Here is a 20898-nt window from a genome sequence, read left to right as displayed (position 1 = left end):
ACCCGTCAAGGGGTGCGGGCGCAGGCTTCTGTCCCGGGCGTCACAACGGCCGAATCTCGCCCTTGACCGGGGCCCGCTCACCTGTCCGTCCGCATTGCGGGTGCCCGTCCGTGGGCAGGTCTGAGGCATTACGCTGGTGCCCAGGTAAAAGCACCTGTTCGCCGTGAGCGTGCGCGATGGAGTGGCGCCGATGAGTACCGTGTATCCGTTCGACGAGTCCGCCACCGCGCGGGCGGTCATCGACGCCACGGGCCGGCTCGTCGAGTGGAACGAGGGCGCCCACCGACTGCTGGGCCACACAGCCGCCGAGATGGTGGGCCGCCCCGCCGCCGAGTTGCTGGCCGACGGCTCGGCGCCGTTCCGTCCGCGGGAGGTCCGCTGGGACGGCATGCTCACACTGCGTCACCGCGACGGTACGATGCTGCCGGTGTGGCTGCTCGTCCACCGCAGACAGGACGGGGACGGAAGCTCGGGCGGCTGGCTCGTGGTCACCCCGGTGGCGGGCGACGGACCGCTCCCGTACGACGACCCTCTGGAGCGGGCCCAGCTCCTCCAGTCTCCCTGCGCCGTGGCGATCTACGACGAGCGGCTGCGGCTGCACCGTATGAACTCGGCCATGACGGAGGTGCTGGGGCTGCCCGAGGAGCGGGTGCGGGGGCTGCGGGTGCCGGAGATGAGCGGCAGACCGTATGGCGACGATCTCGAGAGGCATCTGCACCGCGTGCTGGCCACCGGGCGCGGCCACGACGTGCGGTCCTATCTGCCGGTGGGCGGTGACGGCCCGGCGCACGCCTGTCTGGCCCGGATCGCCCCGATCACCGACGACAAGGGCCGGGTGCGGGGGGTGTGCGTGGCCGTCCACGACTTCACCGACCTGTACCTCGCCCAGGAGCGGCTGCAACTGGTCAACGAGGCCAGCGTCCGCGTCGGCACCACCCTCGACGTCACCCGGACCGCCCAGGAACTCGCGGACGTCTGTGTGCCGGCTCTCGGCGACTTCGTCAGCGTCGACCTGCTGGACCCTCCCGAGGCCGGTGGGGAGGCTTTCACCGAGCGGCTGACCGCGCCGGTCAGCCTGCGCCGGGCCGCCCACCGCTCGATCAACCCGGGCGACCCGGAGGCCGTGGCCAAGCCGGGCCAGGTGGACGTCTACCCGGCCCACTCGCCACAGGGCGACTCCCTGGCGGTGGGCCACACCATCATCGCGTCGACGGAGAACGGCGGCCTCGCCGAGTGGCTCTCCTGGGACAAGGTACGGCTCGAACGGATCCGGCAGTACGGTATCCACTCCACGATGTCGGTGCCGATCCAGGCCCGTGGTCTGACCCTCGGCGTCGCCGTCCTCACCCGGTTCCGGCGGTCGGACGGGTTCACGCCGGACGACGTGCTGCTCGCCGAGGAGATCACCGCCCGGGCGGCCATCTGCATCGACAACGCCCGCCGCTACTCCCGCGAGCGGGAGACCGCCCTCGCGCTCCAGCGCAGTCTCCTCCCCCGCTCGTTGCCGCGCACCGCCGCCGTGGAGGCGGCCTCCCGCTACCTCCCGGCGGCCCGGGCGGGGGTGGGCGGCGACTGGTTCGACGTGATCCCGCTGTCCGGGATGCGGGTCGCGATGGTCGTCGGGGACGTCGTCGGCCACGGCATCCAGGCGTCGGCGACCATGGGCCGGCTGCGGACCGCGGTGCGCACCCTCGCCGACATCGACCTGGCCCCCGACGAGCTGCTGACCCACCTGGACGACCTCGTCGTACGGCTGTCCGCGGAGGCCGGGAGCGAGGGCGGCACCGGCGAGGTCGGCGCCACCTGTCTGTACGCGGTGTACGACCCGGTGTCGCGATGCTGCTCGCTGGCCCGGGCCGGACATCCCGCGCCCGTGATGCTCCTGCCGGGCGGGGTGCCCCAGGAGGTCGACCTGCCGCCGGGGCCGGCGCTGGGGCTGGGCGGGCAGCCGTTCGAGTGCGTCGAGCTCGAGCTGCCCGAGGGCACCCTGTTGTCCCTGTACACCGACGGGCTCGTCGAGACCCGGGAGCGGGACGTGGACAGCCACGCCCTGCTGTGCGAGGCCCTGGCCGTGTCTCCCGAGTCGCTGGAGGAGACCTGCGACCGCGTCCTGCAACAGTTGCTCCCGCCGGGCGGCGCGCTCGACGACGCGGCCCTGCTGCTGGCGCGCACCCGGGGACTGCCGGCCTCGCAGGTCGCCACCTGGGACATCCCGGTGGACCCGGCGCTCGTCTCGCCGATCCGCAGGCAGGTCGTCGCCCAGCTCGGCCGATGGGAGCTGAGCGAGGCCGCGTTCACCGCCGAGCTGGTGGTGAGCGAGCTGGTCACCAACGCCATCCGGTACGGCTCGCACCCCATCCGGCTGCGGCTGATCCACGACGCGGCCACGCTGATCTGCGAGGTGTCCGACACCAGCCACACGGCCCCGCATCTGCGCCGGGCCAAGACCTGGGACGAGGGAGGCCGCGGTCTGCTGCTGGTCGCCCAGCTCACCCAGCGCTGGGGCAGCCGGCACACGGCCGAGGGCAAGACGATCTGGTCGGAGATCTCACTCGTCGACGAGGAGTGACGGGAAGTAATGGGGAGTGGCCGGAGCCGGGATCTTCTGGAGTAGCGCGTCCAGGGGCGGCCGGTTGTCGGCGGGGCACGGCGACGTCACCGCCCGGGTGAACGCCGTCACCCATCCGGGTTGCCGCTACGACGGCGCCCGTGACTGCGCCGGCCTCTCCTGGCACGGCAGGATCCGCGGCTGGAGCCACTGTCCGGGCGACGGCGGGCCCGTCACGGAGACGGCTCTCACCTCGGCGGACGGCGGCGGGCAGCCCCAGGTGTACGTACCGATACGGCGGCACGGCGGCGCCCCGTCGACCGACCGCGTCCTGGAGGCCGTGCACGTCGGAAACTGACACCATTTCCCTGGGGCGGCGCGCGAACTTCTCCGCGCCCGTCCCGCATCGCACCTCTGTGACGGGGCAGAGGGCGCCGTACACACGCGGGTCATCCGTGGCCCCGGGTTCGAGGTATCTCCAGGAGTGTGGACAGACATGGCGAAGACATCTCAGGGCGCAGGGCGGGCGGCCCCGCTCGCGGGCGCGGTCGCGGTGCTCGCTCTGCTGACCGCGTGCGGCAGCGGCGACGACACGGCGGGCGGTCCCCGGACGGTGTCCGGCACGGCCACGACCGCCTCGGCTTCTCCCTCCCCCTCCCCCTCCGGCACCGGCACCACTGCGGGCACCGCGACACCCAGCGCGCGACCCAGCGACTCGGCGACACCGGCCTCCCCCGAGACCACCGACGCGCCGGTCGTCTCCGGCAGCCGCTGTCACACCTCCGAGCTGAGCGCGTCCGTCGGCCGCAACAACCCGGGCGCCGGACAGGAGAACTTCCCGATCGTCCTGACCAACAGGTCCGGCCGTACCTGCACCGTGCGCGGATACCCGGGCGCCGCCTTCCTCGACGCGTCCGGCAAGCAGCTGGGGCCGGATCCGCAGCGGTCCTCCGGTCCGCCCGTGACCGTGCGGCTGGCACCGGGCAGGAGCGCTTGGGCCGGGCTGTCCTTCGCCAACCCCGAGGTCAGCGGGGCGCACGCGGCCAGTCCGGCGTCGCTGCTGGTGACCCCGCCGGACGAGCGGGACCCACTGAAGGTGACGTGGAAGGGCGGGGAAGTGCCGGTGTCCGGCAACGAGTCGGCGGTGAAGCTGATCCCGTTCAGTCCCGGTACCGGCTCCTGACCGACGGCCCTTCCCCGCAGCCCTCGCCCCCTGTGGGCGACGGGCCTCGGGCGCTTGGCAGAGCTCTTACCGGGTTCTGGTTCGATGGCGGGCTCCACCTGATCACGTTCGAAGGATCCCGCCCTGAACACCCCGCTCGCCGAGTCTCTGTCCGTCGTCCTGCTCGTCGCCGTCCTCGCCTGGGCCGTTCTGCGCCCCTTCGGCCGACCGGAGGCGGTGGTCGCGGTCCCGGCGGCGGGGGTGGCGATCGCGACCGGGGCGCTCTCGCTGGACCACGCGCGGCAGGAGGCCGAGCGGCTGGGGCCGGTGGTCGGGTTCCTCGCCGCGGTACTGGTGCTCGCCCACTTCTGCGACGTGGAGGGACTCTTCAGGGCGTGCGGGGCCTGGATGGCCCGCCGGGCGGCGGGATCGCCGGGAAGGCTGCTGACGGCGGTGTTCGTGCTGGCCTCGGCGATCACGGCCGTTCTCAGTCTGGACGCCACCGTGGTGCTGTTGACGCCGGTGGTGTTCGCCACCGCCTCCCGGATGGGTGTCGCCGCCAAGCCGCACATCTACGCGAGCGCGCATCTGTCGAACACGGCCTCGCTGCTGCTGCCCGTCTCCAACCTCACGAACCTGCTGGCGTTCGCGGCGAGCGGTCTGAGCTTCACCCGGTTCGCGTCGCTGATGGCGCTGCCGTGGCTGGTCGCGATCAGCGCCGAGTACGTGGTCTTCCGGCGCTTCTTCGACCGCGAGCTGACCCGGACCGCCCCCTCCCCCGACCCGGCCGACACACCCGGGCTGCCGGTGTTCGCGCTGGTGACCGTCGCGTGCACCCTGGCGGGGTTCGTCATGACCTCCGCCCTCGGCATCGAGCCGGCCTGGGCCGCGCTGGCAGGAGCGCTCGTGCTGGCCGGCCGGGCACTGGTCCGGCGGCAGGCCACACCTCTCACCGTGGTGCGGGCGGCGTCGCCGACGTTCCTGGCGTTCGTCCTCGCGCTCGGCATCGTCGTACGCGCGGTCGTCGACAACGGCCTCGCCGACGCGTTGCGGCACGTGCTGCCGAGCGGGACGGGTCTCGCCGCGCTGCTCGGCATCGCCGTGCTGGCCGCCGTACTGGCCAACCTGATCAACAACCTGCCCGCGGTACTGGTCCTGCTGCCGCCGACCGCTTCGGCCGGCCCCGGCGCCGTCCTCGCGGTGCTGCTCGGCGTGAACATCGGCCCGAACCTCACGTACGCCGGATCACTGGCCACACTGCTGTGGCGGCGCATCGCGCACCGGCACGAGCACGAGGTCGAACTGGGTGAGTTCACCCGGCTCGGCCTGCTCACCGTCCCGGCCGCGCTCGGGTCCGCCGTGGCGGCGCTGTGGGCCTCGCTCCAGGTGGTCGGGGGCTGAACCACCGACAGGGTCGAGGGGCCCGTCAGGGGCGTCCGGCGCTGCCGAAGCCCCCGCCGTATCCGCCGTATCCGCCGTATCCGCCGTATCCGTCGTATCCGCCCCCGCCGTACGGGCCGCCCGACGAACAGGAGGGGCAGGGCCCGGCCGCGAAAGGCGGGGGCGTCGGTATCGGGGGCGATGTCGGTGTCGGTGCGGTCTTGGGGGTCGACGGGGTCGCGGACGGCTTCGGGGTGGGTGTGGGCGTCGGGCTCTTCGCCGCCTTGAGCGTGGGCTTGGCCTCGGACGGGGTCGACGGAGTGTCCTCTACGCCCCAGTTGACCACCTGCATCTGGAGGTCGGACTTGGAGGTGTCGACGACCCAGCGCTGGGCGGAGCCGTCGTCGCGGGTCTTGACGACCAAGGCGCCCGCCGCGTCGGTGGCTGCGGGGGTGAGCGCCAGATCCTGGTCCCAGCGCGGTACGAGGGCGCCCTGGAGGGTGAAGTCGTAGCGCATGTTCTTGGCGTCGGCCTCCGCCGTGCCGGTGCGGGTGCCGGTGCAGGGAGCGAGGCGCACGGAGTAGCCGAGGCGGGAGTCCATGCAGAGACCGGGGGACTCCACGCTGCGCAGCAGGCCGCTCGTCTCGTACGACCACTGCTGGTCCTGGTCAGAGGAACAGGCGGCGAGTTCGGTCTCGGCGCCCTCGACGGCCTTCTTGCCGACGACGCCGACGCACAGCCCGGATCCGACGTTGTGCAGCCGACCGCGCACGGTGCCCTGCTCCGTGTTTCCGGAGCCGGCCCAGGACGGGTCGGAGGTCGAGGTGCCCGCGCCTGCGCCGGGCGCCTCGGAGGGCCGGGAGTCGTCGCTCTGCGCCTCTCCCTCCGCGGCGCCGAGGGAGGACCACAGGACCAGCGGCAGGACGATCAGTCCGCTGACGGTGAGGACGGCCACGGCGAGATTGCGGCGGGCGGTACGGCGGGCAGCCCTGTGGGCCGATCTGCGGGAGACGGTGCGGGAGCCTGGCCGGGAGGCGGTGCGGGAGCCGGTGGCCGGGGTGGTGGCCGGGGCGATGGACGTCGGAGCGGTCGTCGCGGGCGCGAAGTTCTCGCCCATGATCGAGGGATCCACCGCCCGCGGCGCCGGGAAGAAGGGCTCGCCCGCGAGCGCCGCGGGGAGCGTCCGAGTCTCCTCCGGCTCTTGCGGAGCGGCGTGGGAACGTCCGCGGGTCTCCTGGTAGGCGTGCGCGCCCCAGCCGAGCACCGCTTCGGCGAGGGCGCTGCCGAGGCCCTCGTTGAACTGCTGGAGCTGGTCCGCGGTGTGCCGGCAGTGCCCGCACCGCTCCAGGTGGCCGCGCAGGTCGGCGTCGAGGTCGACACCGCCGCGCCGGTAGGTCACGTCCAGCAGCCGCTCGTAGTACCGGCACTCCTGCTCGGGGGCGAGTTCGCCGTGGACCTGGAGGCACTCCTCGCGCAGCCGCTCGCGGGCCCGCCGCAGTTCGACGTCGGCGCCCTCCTCGTCGAGGCCCAGCAGTGCCGCCGGTACGCCGATCGGTTCGGCCTCGACCTCGGTGTGCCACAGCAGACAGCGGGCCGCCTGGGGCAGCCGCTGGAACGCCCCGGACAGCAGCCGGCGGTTCGTGGGCGACAGCAGGCGGTCCGCGGCCCGGTCCCCGCCACTGCCCCCGGTTCTCAACCGCGGGTGCAGCAGTTCGCGTCTGCTGTCGGTGTCCCACTCCGCGGCGATCCGGCGCACGGTGACCAGAAGATGGGGCCGCCAGGCGGAACTCGGCCCGGTCTGGCGCAGGGATTCACCGAAGAGGCGGGTGAATGCCGCGGTGGTGAGCATTCCCGCGGGGCGCGGGCCGTCGGTGCACAGCCGGGCGTAGGCGAAGGCCGCTTCCCAGTGCCGGTCGAGGAGTTCACCGACGGGTTGCAGCGCCGGTGTCGCCCCGCTCCACTTCTTGAGCTCGGCGCTCAGTTGTGCGTCCGTGGCGTCGGACGGACGCGCGGGAGCCGGGGAATTCGACAGGCCTGCGTCATTCACGGCGGCTTTCCTCCGAGGGCGTATTACACAAAGTCCATACCAAGGGGTATGGGGCGTTATCGGCAAAGCGACGGGATCCGTCCGCGCAAGGTTCGGCATCTCGAACATCCGCTCCGGGGCAGCTCTTTTGGAGCGCGAAGGAACGGGCGGGAGCTGCCTCGTGCGCACGGGGGGAAAGTCATTGTCCATGCGCCGACAAGACATACTTTTACACAGGCCAGCTAGTTACAACAAGCCACCTCATGGTTTTACGCATCGCCCGCCCTGCACGGCATTTTGACGGATCGTCAAGTTCCGGACGATTAGGGATTGCCGGGTGTCGACACCGTATGCGGAAATGACATTCGATCGGCCGTGTGACACAACAGCCCAAACCGTTGAACGTTGCACTACAGCGTGTGTCCCGCCGGTCTACGCGGATCACGTCCCACCAGGCGGGTGCCACCGCCGGAGAGCGAGGACGCGGGGCCGTGCGGCATGGAGTTCGCCCCGCACGGACCGCACTGACGAGGCAGGCGCGCCTCCGCCGCGGACGACGGAGCCCAGGCCGATCCGGCTCGGCCCGGGCGTCCTCGACCTGCCCGGATCAGCTCACGGTCTCGGACACCGTGATGGCGGAGACCGGACAGGCCCGGGCCGCCTCCCGGACCATGGGATCGCCGCCGCCGTCCTCCCGGCCCGGCAGGAGGGTGCTGAGACCGTCGTCGTCCTGGGTGAAGACGCCCGGGGCGGCCAGGGCGCACTGGCCCGCGCCGATGCAGACGTCCTTGTCGATGTCGATGTGCATGACCGGAGCCTCTTACCAGGTCACGGGGAGTTCCAGCATCCCCTGGACGGTGTCGCCGGGTTTGAAGGGGATCTCGTCCGCGGGGGCGGCGAGGCGGAGCGTGGGGAGACGGTCGAAGAGCGTCTGCAGGGCGATCTCCAGTTCGGCGCGGGCCAGGTTCTGGCCCAGGCACTGGTGGACGCCGAAGCCGAAACCGACGTGGTGGCGGGCCGATCGGTGCCAGTCCAGGGTGTCGGGGTCGGCGTAGACGTCCTCGTCACGGTTGATGACCGAGGTCGCGAAGACCACGCCGTCGCCCGCGCGGATCGTCGTCCCCGCCACCTCGATGTCGTCGGTGGCCAGCCGCAGCAGACCGTCGGCGATCGACAGCATCCGCATGAGTTCCTCGACCGCGGTGGGCAGCAGGGCGGGGTCGGCCCGCAACTCGGCCAGCCGGTCCGGGTGCTGGAGGAGCGTGTAGGTGCCCAGCGAGATCATGTTGGCGGTGGTCTCGTGTCCCGCGACCAGCAGGATGATCGCCAGGGACATCACCTCGTCCCGGCCCAGTTCGCCCTTGCGCAGCCGCTGGTGGACGAGTTCGTCCAGCACGCCGTCCCCCGGCTCGGGCTGCTTCTCTTTGCGGTCGATCAACTCGCCGATGTACGCCTCGAGTTGGTCGCGGGCGTCCATGGTGTCCTCGGCCGTCGGGCCGCGCAGCAGCCGCCGGGACTGCCCTTCGAAGAAGTCGTGGTCGGCGTAGGGCACGCCGAGCAGCGCGCAGATCACCGTCGAGGGGACGGGCAGCGCGAAGGCGCTCACCAGCTCGGCGGGCGGTCCCTGCGCGATCATCGCGTCGAGGCGTTGGTCCACGACCTGCTGGATGCGCGGGCGCAGCTCGGTGGCTCGTTTGAGGGTGAAGGCGGGGATCGTCATCCGCCGTTGGGTCTGGTGCTCCGGGTCGTCGACGCCGAGCAGCGCGGTCTTCCGGTTGCGTGCCGCGGCGAAGCGGGCCGTGGGTGCGGGGAAGTCCGGGTGGGTGCGGTCGGTGGACAAGCGCCGGTCGGCCAGCAGAGCGCGGGCGGCGGCGTGTCCGCTGACCAGCCAGGCGGGGCGGCCGTCGAAGAGGGCGATCCGGGTCAGCGGCCGGGCGTCGCGCAGCGGGTCGTAGGCGGTGGGCGGGTGGTAGGGGCAGGTGCGGTCCTGGGGGAAGGCGACGGTTTCCGTTTCCGGCATGAAGACCTCGCAGACGGTGCGGACGTCGTGCAGATCTTTATTAGATGCCCCGGGCATCCAAAGGGCGACGACAAGTTCGGCCAGATCGGTGGTGTGTGCAATCTGGCCGGGGACGTTCCCTCCACGGACGGAAATCGGAGGGCGAGATTCACCGCGCGCGGCGCTCCCCCGACCGCACCTCGGAAAACGGGTTGCCGCCACGCGGCCGGCACCCCCACGATCTGGCCATGCCTACGACCCCTGCCTTCGCACCGCTGACCGCCGTTTGCTGTCCGGTGCGCTGCCGGCAGCAGCCCGGCCGACCGTGGAGGCCCACGCTTCCGCGCTCATGACCGCCGCCCTCGTCGCGGGGCTGCTCGCGGGGTACGGCATCGCCGTTCCCGTCGGCGCGGTCGGCAGCTATCTGGTTTCTCTCACCGCTCGTACGTCCCTGCGGACCGGTGTCTGCGCCGCCCTCGGCATCGCCACCGCCGACGGGCTGTACGCGCTGGTGGCCACCCTCGGCGGGGCCGCCCTCGCCGACGCGCTGCGGCCGGTGCTCGGGCCGCTGCGCCTGTCCTCCGCGCTGGTGCTGCTCACGCTGGCGGTCCTGGGCGCGGTCACGGCCGTACGCCAGTACCGCGGCCACCGGCTCGCCACCCGTCCCGATCCGTCTCCGCCCGGCCCCGTTCGGGCTTGTCTGGGGCTCCTCGGCATCACCCTGCTCAACCCGGTCACTGTGATCTATTTCGCGGCCCTGGTGCTCGGCACGCACGCCGAGGACGCGGTACTGCCCCTGGAACAAGGGGTGTTCGTGCTGGCAGCCTTCGCCGCGTCGGCGAGCTGGCAGTTGCTGCTCGCCGGGGGCGGCGCCCTGCTGGGGCGGGCGCTGACCGGGCACCGGGGGCGGCTGGTGACGGCGCTGCTGTCGAGCGGGGTGATCACGGTGCTGGCGGTGCGGATGCTGGTCGCCCCGTCGTGAGAGGGACGGGGGCCGCGAAGGCGCGGGCCACCGCGAGGCTGTCCTCGTACACGTGGTGGCGCAGGATCAGCCCGTCCTCGACGGTGAGGTGCAGGGCGAACCTGGCGCGATAGGGGCGCCCGGTCGCCGCGGCGGTCTGCCGGATCTCGCCGAGCACCACGGCGTCGGCGCCGTCCACGAGGATGCGCTCGATCTGCGTCGCCGCCTGCCCGGGGACGTGGTGGGCGGCCAGTGCCCGGAAGTGGGCGGCGGCGTCGGCGCGGGTGGCACGGTGCCGGATCCAAGGGGTCGCGACGCCGCCGTGCGCGTCCTCGGGCCAGTTCAGCTCCCAGTCGACCCGCTCGGCGTACAGTTCGGCGATCCGCTCCGGGTCGCCCTCGCCGATCCGCAGCAGCAGGCCCTCGACCACAGCGCGGGTCGTCGTGCCGGTGGTCATCGTCATGACGCTCCCCTCTCGTTCGGTTCCGTCCGACGGCTGTCGCGCCGGATGGTTCTCGACTGTGCCGTACGTGATCCGCCGGCGCGATGACCCCCGAAGTAATGGCGGGGTGCCGTTTGGGGTCGTAGGGGAACCCGGTAAGGATGAATTCCGCACGGTTCGATGTTGAACCGCGTGGCGAGCAAGCCGTATCGACGACGACGATGGGACGGATGCCATGCCTCTCAAGGGCGAGTACCAAGCGAGCCCGGAGCAGTGGGTGCGCGACCAGGTGGAGCTGTATGAGAGCTCCGGCGGCACCAAGGGGACGACGCTGATGGACACCGGGATGCCCGTCATCCTGCTGACCACCCGGGGCGCGAAGAGCGGCAAGCTCCGCAAGACGCCGCTGATGCGCGTCGAGCACGAGGGCCGCTACGCCGTCGTCGCCTCCAAGGGCGGGGCGCCCGAGCACCCGGTCTGGTACTACAACGTCAATGCCGACCCGCAGGTGGAGCTGCAGGACGGCCCGGCGAAGTGGGACATGACGGCCCGTGAGGTCACCGGGGCGGAGAAGGCCGAGTGGTGGGAGCGTGCGGTCGCGGCCTTCCCGCCGTATGCCGACTACCAGACGAAGACGGACCGGGAGATCCCGGTCTTCGTGCTGGAGACCGTCGAGGGGAACTGAACCGCCGGAAAAAATCCTGCCCGGGGGACGCATGGACCCGCGTCCCCCGGGCACCTGACCGTCAGGCCCCGCCGCGCTCCCCCGTCGCGGCGGGGCTTTCTCGTGCCTCCGCCGTCGCGGCGGGGCTTTCTCCTGCCTCCGCCGCGGGCCGGTCGGTCACGTCGAGGAAGATCTGGTCCGTCTCGGAGACGATGCTCGCGATCGACCGCTTGATCCGTACGGCGACCTCCTCGACCCGTTCGCTGTCCAGGCCGGGCATCAGGTCGACGCGAGCGGCCACCAGGACCGAGTCCAGGCCCATCTTCATCGTGAACAGCGCCTCCACACTGTCGATCTCGGGCTGGGCCTCCAGCAGTGCCCGGATGCGGCCGCTGGACTCCGGGTCGGCGGCCTCGCCGATCAGCTGGGCGCGTGCGTCGCGCCCCAACCCGTAGGCGACGCACACGAGCAGCGCGCCGATCGCCAGAGACGCGGACGCCTCCCACACGACGTTCCCGGTGACCATGTGCAGCGCCATGCCGATCATCGCGAGGGTGACGCCGAGCACCGCGGTGCCGTCCTCGGCGACGACCGTGCGCAGCGCCGGGTCGCGCAGACCCGCACCGCTCCCGCCCTGCCGGCGCACCTGGTACAGGGCCCGGAACAGCGAGGTCCCCTCGGCGAGGAGGGCGACACCCAGCACGATCAGGCCCGCCACGTACCCGCTGAACGTCTCCTCGGCACCGTTGCGCAGGGCCTCGACGCCCTGGAAGAAGGAGAAGCAGCCGCCCATCACGAAGATCCCGACGGCCGCCAGCAGCGACCAGAAGAACCGCTCCTTGCCGTAGCCGAAGGGATGGCGCCGGTCGGCCGGGCGGCGGCTGCGGCGCAGCGCGGCCAGGAGGAAGACCTCGTTGAGGCTGTCGGCCACGGAGTGCGCGGCCTCCGACAGCAGTGCGGGTGATGCGGTGAGCAGACCGCCCACTGCCTTGGCGACGGCTATCACCAGGTTCGCCGCGAGCGCCACCAGTACGGTGACGCGCGTCTTACGGTCGGCCTTCTGGCTTGAGGATGTCCCTGTCACCTCCGCCGACTGCCCCGACCGGTACGACTCATACCGTGCCGTCGGCGGAAAACGGGGAACGCGTTCACCAGAGCGGGCGCACGGCGCCGCGCGCAATGCAGCGCACAGCGGCGGGCGCACCGCGGAGCACGGCAAGGAGGAGACATGGGTGCCGGCGAGGACGGCAACAGCGCATACGGCAGGAAGGCGTTCAAACGGTCCAGGAGCCACTTCGCGGACCGGATCACCGCCGACGGCAGGGACGGCTGGCCGGTGGATGCGGGCCGCTACCGTCTCGTGGTCAGCCGCGCCTGCCCGTGGGCGAGCCGGGCGGTGGTCTCCCGGCGACTCCTCGGGCTGGAGGGCGCCCTCTCCCTCGCGATCACCGATCCGATCCAGGACGACCGCAGCTGGCGCTTCACCCTGGACCCGGACGGCCGCGACCCGGTCCTCGGCATCCGCTACCTCGGCGAGGCCTACGACCGGCGGGAGACCGACTACCCGGGCGGGGTGAGCGTGCCGGCGATCGTGGATGTGCCGAGCGGGCAGCTGGTCACCAACGACTACCAGCAGCTCACCCTGGACCTCGCCACCGAGTGGACGGCCCTGCACCGGGAAGGGGCGCCCGACCTGTATCCGCGGGCTCTGCGCGACGAGATCGACTCGGTGATGGCGGAGGTCTACGAGGACGTCAACAACGGCGTCTACCGTGCGGGCTTCGCCACCGACCAGGAGGAGTACGAGGCCGCGTGCGCCGGTGTGTTCCGCCGCCTGGAGCTGCTGACACCACGGCTGGGCCGGCAGCGCTATCTGGTCGGCGACACGATCACCGAGGCGGACATCCGGCTGTTCACCACACTGGTCCGTTTCGACCCCGTCTATCACGGTCACTTCAAGTGCAACCGGTGGAAGCTGGCGGAGAACGCGGTGCTGTGGGCGTACGCCCGTGACCTCTACCAGACGCCGGGCTTCGGCGACACCGTCGACTTCGACCACATCAAGCGGCACTACTACCAGGTACACACCGGCGTCAATCCGACCGGCATCGTGCCTCTCGGACCGGATCTGTCGGGCTGGCTGACGCCCCATCGCCGGGAGCAGCTGGGCGGCCGGCCGTTCGGCGACGGGACACCCCCGGGTCCGGTGCCGGCGGCCGAGACGGTCCCGGCCCACCACCGAGCCACCCGCTGACCAAGGAGACTCACGTGACGAAGAAGAAGAAGCTGCCCCTCGCCTACAAGCCCCTCGGCTTCGTACTGGGCTGGACGAGCGGAACGCTGGCGGGACTGGCGTTCCAGAAGACCTGGAAGGCGATCCGGCACGAGGACGACGCGCCCGACGCCCTGGACCGGGACCGCCGCTGGGGAGAGATCCTGCTGGCCGCCGCGGTCCAGGGCGCCCTCTTCGCCGTGGTCCGCAGCGCGGTGGACCGCGCGGGCGCCAAGGCCATCGAACGCTCCACCGGCGTCTGGCCGGCCGGTGAAAAGGGCGGCCGCGACTGACGCGGGCCCCGACCGGGTCCGGATGCACCCACAGCAGCATCCGGACCCGGGCTGGTCCTTCCGGGTCGCTCAGGACCGCGGGCCGCGCTGCTCGGTCCGGGCGTAGTCGTCGTACACCGCGTGCGGCGCGGTCCGGCTGTAGCCGCCGTACACCCCGTACGGCTCGGATGCGTCACCCCCGGCCGACGCCGGACGCCTGCCGGCCCTGTGGCCCGCGGTGCCGACGGACGCCTGGCGTCCCGCGGTGCCGGCGGACGCCTGCCGGCCCGCGGTGCCGGCGGACGCCTGCCGGCCCGCTCCGAGGGCCCCGGGTGGTCCCGGCGACGCCCGGGACCACCCTGGCCGACCCTGGACGCCTCGGCGGGTGCTCAGCCCTGCTTGGGTGCTGTCGACGGGATGAGGCGGAGGGTGAAGGAGTGGCCGGCCGGGTCGGCGAAACCGCGTTCCTCGTAGGGGCCGGTCACGTCCTTCGTCTCCAGTGGGCGCCCGCCGAGTCCGATGACCCGGCGTTCCGCCGCGTCCAGGTCCTCCACCACGAAGTCGAGGTGGGCCTGGAGGGCGTTCTCGGGACGGGGCCAGCTCGGCGGTGTCGCGTTCACGTCTCGGCGGAACGCCAGCCGCAGCCCGTCGCCGCCCCTGATCTCCACCCGGTTGGCGCTTTCGTGCGTCTGCTCGGCCTCCAGCAGCTCCTTGTAGAACACCGCGAGCTTCTCCGGCTCGGCACAGTCGAGCACGACGACACCCGCTTTCACCAAGGCCATGTCTCCTCCGAAGGTTTCGGGGCGCGGGACGTTCGTGTCCCGCTGCCCGGTACGTTGCGGATATCCCGAGCCGCCCGATTCAGTCGGTGACCGGTGACTTCCCGAGCCGACGGGGGCTCTTTCCCGCCGAACGCCTCGTTCCGGCCCAGACGTCAGTTCTTGGGCAGGCGCCCACGGAAGCTGGACATCTGTTCATGTATGCTGGACACCTGTCCATGTAATCGCCTGCTCGACATGAAGGAGCGCTCCGCACGTGGAGGTTTTCGCGAAGGTGCTGGTCGGCCTGGTGGCCGTCCTGCACGCCTACATCCTGGTGATGGAGATGTTCCTGTGGCAGAAGAAGCCCGGCCGGGCACTGCACGGCTTCGACCGTGAGATGGCTCGGGCGACCGCTCCCATGGCCGCCAATCAGGGGCTCTACAACGGCTTCCTCGCGGCCGGTCTGGTCTGGGGCCTGATCGCCGCGGATCCGACCGGCTTCCGCGCCCAGGTGTTCTTCCTGTGCTGTGTCGTGGTCGCCGGCGTGTTCGGGGCCGTCACGGCGAACCGTCGGATCCTGTTCGCGCAGGCCCTGCCGGGCGTGCTCGCCCTGGGCGCCGTCCTGATCGCGCGGTGAGCCGGTGGTGAGCCGTGCCGGGCCCGAGGACCCGCGGGCCGCGCGTACCCGGGAGCGCCTGCGCCGGGCCCTCCTCGACGAGTGCGCCGAGCGTCCCCTGGCGGAGGTCGGCGTGGCCGCGCTGGTGCGGCGGGCGGGGGTCGGACGGGCCACGTTCTATGTGCACTACGCCGACCTGGAGGCGCTGGCGGTCGATGCCTGCGCGGATGTCGTACGGGAGGCCGTGGAGGCGCTGCACGCCTGGCGCGGGCGGCCCGACCCGGTGCACGCGCCGCCCGCGCTGGCGGTGTTCTTCGCGTCGCTGGCTCCGCATGCCGCCCTGTACCGGGCCCTGCTGGCTCCGGGCGGTGGCGGCCCGCTCGGGCGGGTTCTGCACCGGGACCTGCGGGCCCACAGCCTGCGTGAGCGCGAACTCGCCGGCGCGGCGGACGCGCCCCTGATCGCCTCGGCCGTCGCCGCCACCTTCGCCGGGGTGCTGGCCGACTGGCTGCACGGGCTCCTCGAAGCCGACGCCGCCGGCATCGCCGACGAGGTCTGGCAGCTGCTGGTCGCCCTGCACGCCAGCAGGTGAGCGCTCTTCGCGGCCCAGGCCCTTGTTCCCCGCGGTCGGGCCACTTCTCCACGTCGTCAGGGGTGCGGACGTACGCCGTCCCGGTACGGTCAGCCACAGCCCCGGCCTCAGCCACAGCCGCCAGTCGCCAGTCGCCAGTCGCCGTACCGGTATCCGGTTCGCGGGCGTCGACGGGTCAGAAGACGAGCACCGGCTTGATCGCCTTGCCCGCGACCATGTCCCGTACCGCCTGATCGATGTCCGCGAACGGATAGCTGCTGATCAGGCGGTGCAGCGGGAGCCGGCCCTCCTTCACCAGGCGGACCAGGGCGGGGATGAAGGTCTGCGTCTCGGCGTCGCCGAGGGTGAGGCCGACGACCTGCTTGCCGCCCAGCATCCCGTTGACGTCCAGGGCGACCTCGGTGCCGAACGCCGGGGCTCCGACGATGACGAGGGTGCCGCGGGCGGCGAGCGCGTCCACGCCCTGGCGCAGGACGGCGGCGCTGCCCGTGGTCTCCACGATGCCGTCCGCGCCCTGACCGCCGGTGATCTCCGCGAGGGCCTCACCGAGGTCGGCCTCGCCGGCGTGGACGGTGTGGGTGGCGCCCAACTCCTTGGCCAGCGACAGCCGTTCGCCGACCCGGTCCACGGCGACGATGGTGGTGGCCGGGGTGAGGGCGGCGGCCATGACCGCCGACAGGCCGACGGCTCCGGCGCCGAGGACGACGATCGTGCTGCCGGTGACCGGCTTCAGCACGTTCCACACGGCGCCGACACCGGTCTGGACGCCGCAGCCCAGCGGGGCGATCGACGCCAGCGGTACGTCCGGGTCGACCTTGACGAGGCTGCGCTCGTCGACCAGCGCGCGTTCGGCGAACGAGGACTGGCCGAAGAAGTGGCCGCCGAGCGGCTCGCCCTCACGGCTGATGGTGCTGCTGCCGTCGGCGCGGCGACCGCCGATGAGGTTCAGCGGCAGCCAGGTCGCGCAGTACGCGGGGTGGCCGCCCCGGCAGTTGCGGCAGCCGCCGCACGAGGTGAAGGACAGCACGACATGGTCGCCGGGGGCGACGCCGGTGACGGCGGATCCGACGGCCTCGACGACACCCGCGCCCTCGTGCCCGAGGACTCCGGGGAGAGGGAAGGGCAGTCCGCCGCTCGCCACACCGAGGTCGGTGTGACACAGGCCGGTGGCGGCCATACGGACGACCGCCTCCTGCGGGCCCGGCTCGTCGAGTTCGACGTCGCTGAGAGTGAAGGGTGCCCCGCCGGACTCGACGACGGCGGCGCGGGTGGTGAGGGACATCGCAGGTACTCCTTTGTTCCTTGCAGAGCGCGCTCAGTCGAGCGAGACGACGACGGATTTGACCTTGGTGTAGGCGGCCAACGCCTCGGGCCCGTACTCGCGGCCGAAGCCGGAGTCCTTGACCCCGCCGAAGGGCACCGCGGGGTCGAGCATCGCCCAGTCGTTGATCCAGACGATGCCGGCCTGGAGCCGCTCGGCGACCCGGTGGGCGCGGGCCAGGTCCGTGGTCTGGACGCCCGAAGCCAGCCCGTACGGCGTGGAGTTGGCGAGGGCGACCGCCTCGTCCTCGGAGTCGAAGGGCTGCACGGTGAGGACCGGGCCGAAGATCTCCTCCTGGACGACCCGGGAGTCGTTGGGCAGGTCGGCGATCACGGTCGGCCGGTAGTAGTAGCCGCCGTCCAGGTCGAGACGCTCACCGCCGCAGACGACGCGGCCGCCCTCCTTGCGGGCCAGGGCGACGTACTCCTCGACCTTCTTCAGGTGCTTCTCCCCCGCCATCGGCCCAACGACCGTCTCGGGCTGCCGGGGGTCGCCGACCGGGACGCCGGGCACCGCGTCGGCGAGGATGCCGAGCAGGGTGCTGTACACCGACCGGGCCACCAGCAGCCGGGGGCCGCCCATGCAGAACTGGCCGGTGTTGAAGACGAAGCCCTTGATGACCGCGCCGACCGCCTTCTCCAGGTCGGCGTCCTCGAAGACCACGTGCGCCGCGTTGCCACCGAGCTCCATGGTGACGGGCTTGAGGGACTCACCGGCGACGCTCGCGGCGTGCCGGCCGACGGCGGTCGAGCCGGTGAAGGCGATCTTGTCGACGCCGCTGTGCCGCAGCAGAGCCTCCCCGGCCACCGGACCCGATCCCGTGACCACGTTGACCACGCCGTCCGGGACGCCCGCCTCCTGGAACAGGCGGGCCATGTAGAGGGCACTGAGCGGCGTCTCGTCGGCCGGCTTGTGCACGACGGTGTTGCCGGCCGCCAGCGCCGGGGCGATCTTGGACCCGGCCAGGATCAGCGGGAAGTTGAAGGGGGTGATCGCCGCGACCACGCCGAGCGGCTCGCGTCGGGTGTAGGCGAGGGCGTTCATGGGTGTGTCGCGGTTCGAGCCGTGCAGGGTGTGGGCGAGGGCGGCGAAGTGCTCGTAGTCGTTGGCCGCGTTCGTCACGTCGACCGCGTGGCACAGCGTGATCGGCTTGCCCACGTCAAGGCTCTCCAGGCGGGCGAGGTCGTCGGCGTTCTCCCGGATCAGCTCGGCGACCCGGTGCAGGATCCGGCCGCGTTCGCGGCCGCTCAGTGCGGACCAGGCGCCCGCGCCGAAGGCCTCCCGGGCGGCCCGCACCGCGGCGTCCACGTCGGCGGCGCCCGCTTCCGCGACGGTGGTGACGACCGCACCCCGGGACGGGTCGACCACCTCGGTGCGCGTTCCGTCGGCGGCCTCGCGCCACTGACCTGCGATGAACAGCCGGCCGGGTTCGATCTCGAAGGTGGTCATCACCACTCCTCAACTTCATTGCCAAGATTTCAACCAACAGGATTCCTGTTGGTTCGCAGCCTTGTCCGCAGTCTCTTTACAGACAGGTTTCCTGTCAATGCTCTAGGGTGAAATCATGCTCGACACCCAGGCAGCCAAGGCGTCCCCGTCGCTTCTCTACATGGTGAAACAAGTGGAGCTCGTCGTGCGATCCCACCTGGACGAGCTGGTCAGGCCGTCCGGGATCACCTCACTGCAGTACACCGCGCTCACCGTCCTGGAGCGGCACGACGGACTGTCCGCCGCCCAGCTGGCCCGTGACTCGTTCGTCACCGCCCAGTCGATCGCCGATCTCGTACGGTCACTGGAGAACCGCGGGCTGGTGCGCCGCGAACGCAACCCCCGAAACCGCCGCGAGCTGCTGATCCTGCTGACCGACGCCGGCCGCGAGCTGCTCGCCCGACACGAGGAGCTCGTACGGGAACTGGAGGAGCGGATGGTGCGGGACCTCACACCGCACCAGACCCAGCAGTTCCGCCAGGCACTTTCCAAGGCCTGGCACGCCCTGTCGTAGGACAGCCCTCACAATTCGAAGACATATGTCAATCGAACATGCTCAAATTCACTCCATCGAGGGTAACTTGCAGTGCGGGGAACGGAATTGAGCGCACTCCGCGCCGCTGCGGAACCGGTGGGAGGCGAGGTCGTCGTGCAGCAGGAACCTGTACCGTTCACCCGGCATCTGCGCGTCCACCAGGACCGGGGCCACACGGTGCTGGAGTTCCGCGGGGAGATCGACATCGTCGCGGCCATGGAGATCATCCCGTACCTGGACCGGGTGACCGGGCGTCCCGGCGTCCGTCTGGTGATCGACCTCAGCGGTGTGGAGTTCTTCGACTGCTCCGGGCTGCGCCTGCTCCACCGCGCCCGCAGCCGGATACTCGGGAACGGCGGGCACCTGCTCCTGGTCTGCACGCACCCGCTCACCCTGCGGGTCCTGCGGGTGACCGGGTTGTCCCGGACGCTGCCGCCGATGCCGACGCTGGACGCGGCGCTGGAGCAGCCCGGGGCCACGTCCGGCTCGGTGTGACCCCGGCCGCTTCCGGTCGCCGACCGCGCCGCCCCCGGCGTCACGGCGGCCGCCCCCGCCGCCCACCGCCCGCGGCTTCGGGGCCTTGGGGCGGCCCCGAGCCTCAAGGGGCTCGCGGGGGTGTCCCGGTCCGAAGGAACTCTCGGTGGCACCCCTGCCTGAAGGGACTCGCGGTGACGCCCCGGTCTATTCGGTGCGCGGCGCGTCGAACAGAGAACTGACGGACTCACCGTTATGGATACGGCGTACCGCCTCGGCGAGCGCCGGGGCGACGGTCAGGATGCGCAGCTTGTCGGTGCGCTCCTCCATCGGGACCGGCACCGTGTTGGTGCACACGATCTCCAGGACGTCGGGCTGCTCCCCGATCCGCTTCAGCGCCCTGTCCGCGAACAGGCCGTGCGTGCAGGCGACCCGGATCGAGCGCGGTCCCAGCTCCCGCAGCCGATCGAGGAGCTCCAGGACCGTACTCCCCTTGGCGATCTCGTCGTCCAGCACGATGACATCCCGGCCGGCGACCTCGCCGATGACGGAGTTGATGCTGACCCGGTCGTCCGCGAACCGCTGCTTGGCGCCCGCGGCCACCTGGGCGCCGAGCATCCGGGCGAACGCGGCGGCCTCCTTGGCGTTGCCGAGGTCCGGCGAGACGACGGTGGTCCGGGTCAGGTCGTACTGCCGGAAGTGCGCGGCGAGCTCGCGCAAGGCGTGCAGGTGATCGACCGGGACCGAGAAGAAGCCGTGGACCTGCGGCGAGTGCAGCGTCATGGCCAGCACCCGGCTGGCGCCCGCGGCCACCATCAGATCGGCGACCAGCCGCCCGCCCAGCGAGATGCGGGGCGCGTCCTTCTTGTCGGAGCGGGCATACGAATAGTGCGGCATGACCACGCTGATGCGTCCGGCCGAGGCCCCGCGGGCCGCGTCACACATCAGCAGCAGCTCCACCAGGTTCTCCTGAACCGGCCTGACCAGCGGCTGGATGAGGAAGACATCCCGTTCCCGGCAGTTGGCCTGAAGCTGTACCTCCAGACAGTCGTTGGCGAACCGGCTGACCCGGGTGGGGCTCAGAGGCACACCGAGATGCGCGCAGACCTCCTGGGCCAGTTCGGGATGGGCGCTCCCGCTGAACACGGCGATGTCTCGCACGCTCTGCTCCTCGCATGATCATTCCAGCTGCCTGCGCTCATGCTACGGGCCCCCGCGGAAACCGGTTGCGGACCGGGCAGGCGGCACCTTTGTCCGGACGGCGACCACGCCCGCCCACCGAAATGGTCCCGCCGCCGACCTCGGCGTCCTGGGTGGCCCGGGGGATCGGTCCGGGCAGCGTCCTGCCCTCGCTGAGCGGAACGGAAGGGTCCGGGATGTGCTGT

At 71.7% G+C, this 20898-nt stretch carries 21 protein-coding genes; 12 read left to right on the top strand and 9 right to left on the bottom strand.

Annotation, left to right across the window (positions count from 1 at the left end):
• Positions 1-190: 190 nt before the first annotated feature.
• The 4 genes from M2271_RS00585 (at position 191) to M2271_RS00570 (ending at position 5111) form a co-directional block, all read left to right on the top strand.
• Positions 191-2569: a SpoIIE family protein phosphatase gene (locus M2271_RS00585; protein WP_280885031.1), complete on the top strand. Its 2379-nt coding sequence runs from the start codon at positions 191-193 to the stop codon at positions 2567-2569.
• Between the two features lie 16 nt (positions 2570-2585).
• Positions 2586-2906, top strand: a complete 321-nt coding sequence (locus tag M2271_RS00580; RefSeq protein WP_280885030.1) for a hypothetical protein — start codon at positions 2586-2588, stop codon at positions 2904-2906.
• A gap of 138 nt (positions 2907-3044) precedes the next feature.
• Positions 3045-3731 carry a DUF4232 domain-containing protein gene (locus tag M2271_RS00575; protein WP_280885029.1) on the top strand — a complete coding sequence of 229 codons (687 nt, stop codon included), beginning with the start codon at positions 3045-3047 and terminating at the stop codon, positions 3729-3731.
• Positions 3732-3854: 123 nt separating this feature from the next.
• Complete coding sequence (locus M2271_RS00570) at positions 3855-5111, top strand: arsenic transporter (RefSeq protein ID WP_280885324.1); 1257 nt, start codon at positions 3855-3857, stop codon at positions 5109-5111.
• A gap of 25 nt (positions 5112-5136) precedes the next feature.
• Here M2271_RS00570 and M2271_RS00565 read toward each other — a convergent pair whose 3' ends face one another.
• The 3 genes from M2271_RS00565 to M2271_RS00555 form a co-directional block, all read right to left on the bottom strand.
• Positions 5137-7137, bottom strand: a complete 2001-nt coding sequence (locus M2271_RS00565; protein ID WP_280885028.1) for an RICIN domain-containing protein — start codon at positions 7135-7137, stop codon at positions 5137-5139.
• Between the two features lie 586 nt (positions 7138-7723).
• Positions 7724-7924, bottom strand: a complete 201-nt coding sequence (locus M2271_RS00560; RefSeq protein WP_280885027.1) for a ferredoxin — start codon at positions 7922-7924, stop codon at positions 7724-7726.
• Positions 7925-7936: 12 nt separating this feature from the next.
• Positions 7937-9136 (bottom strand): cytochrome P450, encoded by a 1200-nt coding sequence (locus M2271_RS00555; protein WP_280885026.1) that lies wholly within the window; start codon positions 9134-9136, stop codon positions 7937-7939.
• 328 nt (positions 9137-9464) lie between these two features.
• On the opposite strand from M2271_RS00555, the gene M2271_RS00550 reads away from it, so the two are divergent.
• A complete protein-coding gene (locus tag M2271_RS00550; RefSeq protein WP_280885025.1) occupies positions 9465-10097 on the top strand; it encodes a LysE family transporter in 633 nt (210 codons plus the stop codon).
• Here the strand turns inward: M2271_RS00550 and M2271_RS00545 are convergent.
• Positions 10057-10539 carry a nuclear transport factor 2 family protein gene (locus M2271_RS00545; RefSeq protein WP_280885024.1) on the bottom strand — a complete coding sequence of 161 codons (483 nt, stop codon included), beginning with the start codon at positions 10537-10539 and terminating at the stop codon, positions 10057-10059. The genes M2271_RS00550 and M2271_RS00545 overlap by 41 nt on opposite strands.
• 214 nt (positions 10540-10753) lie before the next feature.
• On the opposite strand from M2271_RS00545, the gene M2271_RS00540 reads away from it, so the two are divergent.
• A complete protein-coding gene (locus M2271_RS00540) occupies positions 10754-11203 on the top strand; it encodes a nitroreductase family deazaflavin-dependent oxidoreductase (RefSeq protein WP_280885023.1) in 450 nt (149 codons plus the stop codon).
• Positions 11204-11264: 61 nt separating this feature from the next.
• Here M2271_RS00540 and M2271_RS00535 read toward each other — a convergent pair whose 3' ends face one another.
• Entirely contained in the window at positions 11265-12266 is a 1002-nt protein-coding gene (locus tag M2271_RS00535; RefSeq protein ID WP_280885022.1) for a cation diffusion facilitator family transporter, read from the bottom strand.
• A 144-nt stretch (positions 12267-12410) separates the two neighbouring features.
• Here M2271_RS00535 and M2271_RS00530 point away from each other — a divergent pair, with 144 nt between their 5' ends.
• Positions 12411-13436 carry a glutathione S-transferase C-terminal domain-containing protein gene (locus tag M2271_RS00530; protein ID WP_280885021.1) on the top strand — a complete coding sequence of 342 codons (1026 nt, stop codon included), beginning with the start codon at positions 12411-12413 and terminating at the stop codon, positions 13434-13436.
• A 14-nt stretch (positions 13437-13450) separates the two neighbouring features.
• Positions 13451-13747 (top strand): DUF4235 domain-containing protein, encoded by a 297-nt coding sequence (locus tag M2271_RS00525; RefSeq protein ID WP_280885020.1) that lies wholly within the window; start codon positions 13451-13453, stop codon positions 13745-13747.
• A gap of 368 nt (positions 13748-14115) precedes the next feature.
• Here the strand turns inward: M2271_RS00525 and M2271_RS00520 are convergent, their stop codons facing one another.
• Positions 14116-14508, bottom strand: a complete 393-nt coding sequence (locus tag M2271_RS00520) for a VOC family protein (protein ID WP_280885019.1) — start codon at positions 14506-14508, stop codon at positions 14116-14118.
• A gap of 253 nt (positions 14509-14761) precedes the next feature.
• On the opposite strand from M2271_RS00520, the gene M2271_RS00515 reads away from it, so the two are divergent.
• Both M2271_RS00515 and M2271_RS00510 read left to right on the top strand, forming a co-directional pair.
• Positions 14762-15124, top strand: a complete 363-nt coding sequence (locus M2271_RS00515; protein WP_280885018.1) for a DUF1304 domain-containing protein — start codon at positions 14762-14764, stop codon at positions 15122-15124.
• Positions 15125-15131: 7 nt separating this feature from the next.
• Positions 15132-15695: a TetR/AcrR family transcriptional regulator gene (locus M2271_RS00510; RefSeq protein WP_280885017.1), complete on the top strand. Its 564-nt coding sequence runs from the start codon at positions 15132-15134 to the stop codon at positions 15693-15695.
• A 175-nt stretch (positions 15696-15870) separates the two neighbouring features.
• On the opposite strand, the gene M2271_RS00505 is transcribed toward M2271_RS00510, so the two are convergent.
• Together M2271_RS00505 and M2271_RS00500 are read right to left on the bottom strand one after the other, a co-directional pair.
• Entirely contained in the window at positions 15871-16977 is a 1107-nt protein-coding gene (locus tag M2271_RS00505) for an NAD(P)-dependent alcohol dehydrogenase (protein ID WP_280885016.1), read from the bottom strand.
• 33 nt (positions 16978-17010) lie between these two features.
• Complete coding sequence (locus M2271_RS00500) at positions 17011-18465, bottom strand: aldehyde dehydrogenase family protein (protein WP_280885015.1); 1455 nt, start codon at positions 18463-18465, stop codon at positions 17011-17013.
• A gap of 115 nt (positions 18466-18580) precedes the next feature.
• Here M2271_RS00500 and M2271_RS00495 point away from each other — a divergent pair, with 115 nt between their 5' ends.
• The gene (locus tag M2271_RS00495) at positions 18581-19018 is read left to right on the top strand and encodes a MarR family transcriptional regulator (protein WP_280885014.1); all 438 of its coding nucleotides are present in this window, start codon (positions 18581-18583) and stop codon (positions 19016-19018) included.
• 87 nt (positions 19019-19105) lie between these two features.
• A complete protein-coding gene (locus M2271_RS00490) occupies positions 19106-19534 on the top strand; it encodes an anti-sigma factor antagonist (protein WP_280885013.1) in 429 nt (142 codons plus the stop codon).
• Positions 19535-19720: 186 nt separating this feature from the next.
• On the opposite strand, the gene M2271_RS00485 is transcribed toward M2271_RS00490, so the two are convergent.
• Entirely contained in the window at positions 19721-20674 is a 954-nt protein-coding gene (locus M2271_RS00485) for a ribose-phosphate pyrophosphokinase (protein ID WP_280885012.1), read from the bottom strand.
• Positions 20675-20898: the final 224 nt, after the last annotated feature.

This window comes from Streptomyces sp. LBL (assembly GCF_029893585.1).
GTDB lineage: Bacteria > Actinomycetota > Actinomycetes > Streptomycetales > Streptomycetaceae > Streptomyces.
This window is presented reverse-complemented; position numbering and strand designations above follow the sequence as displayed.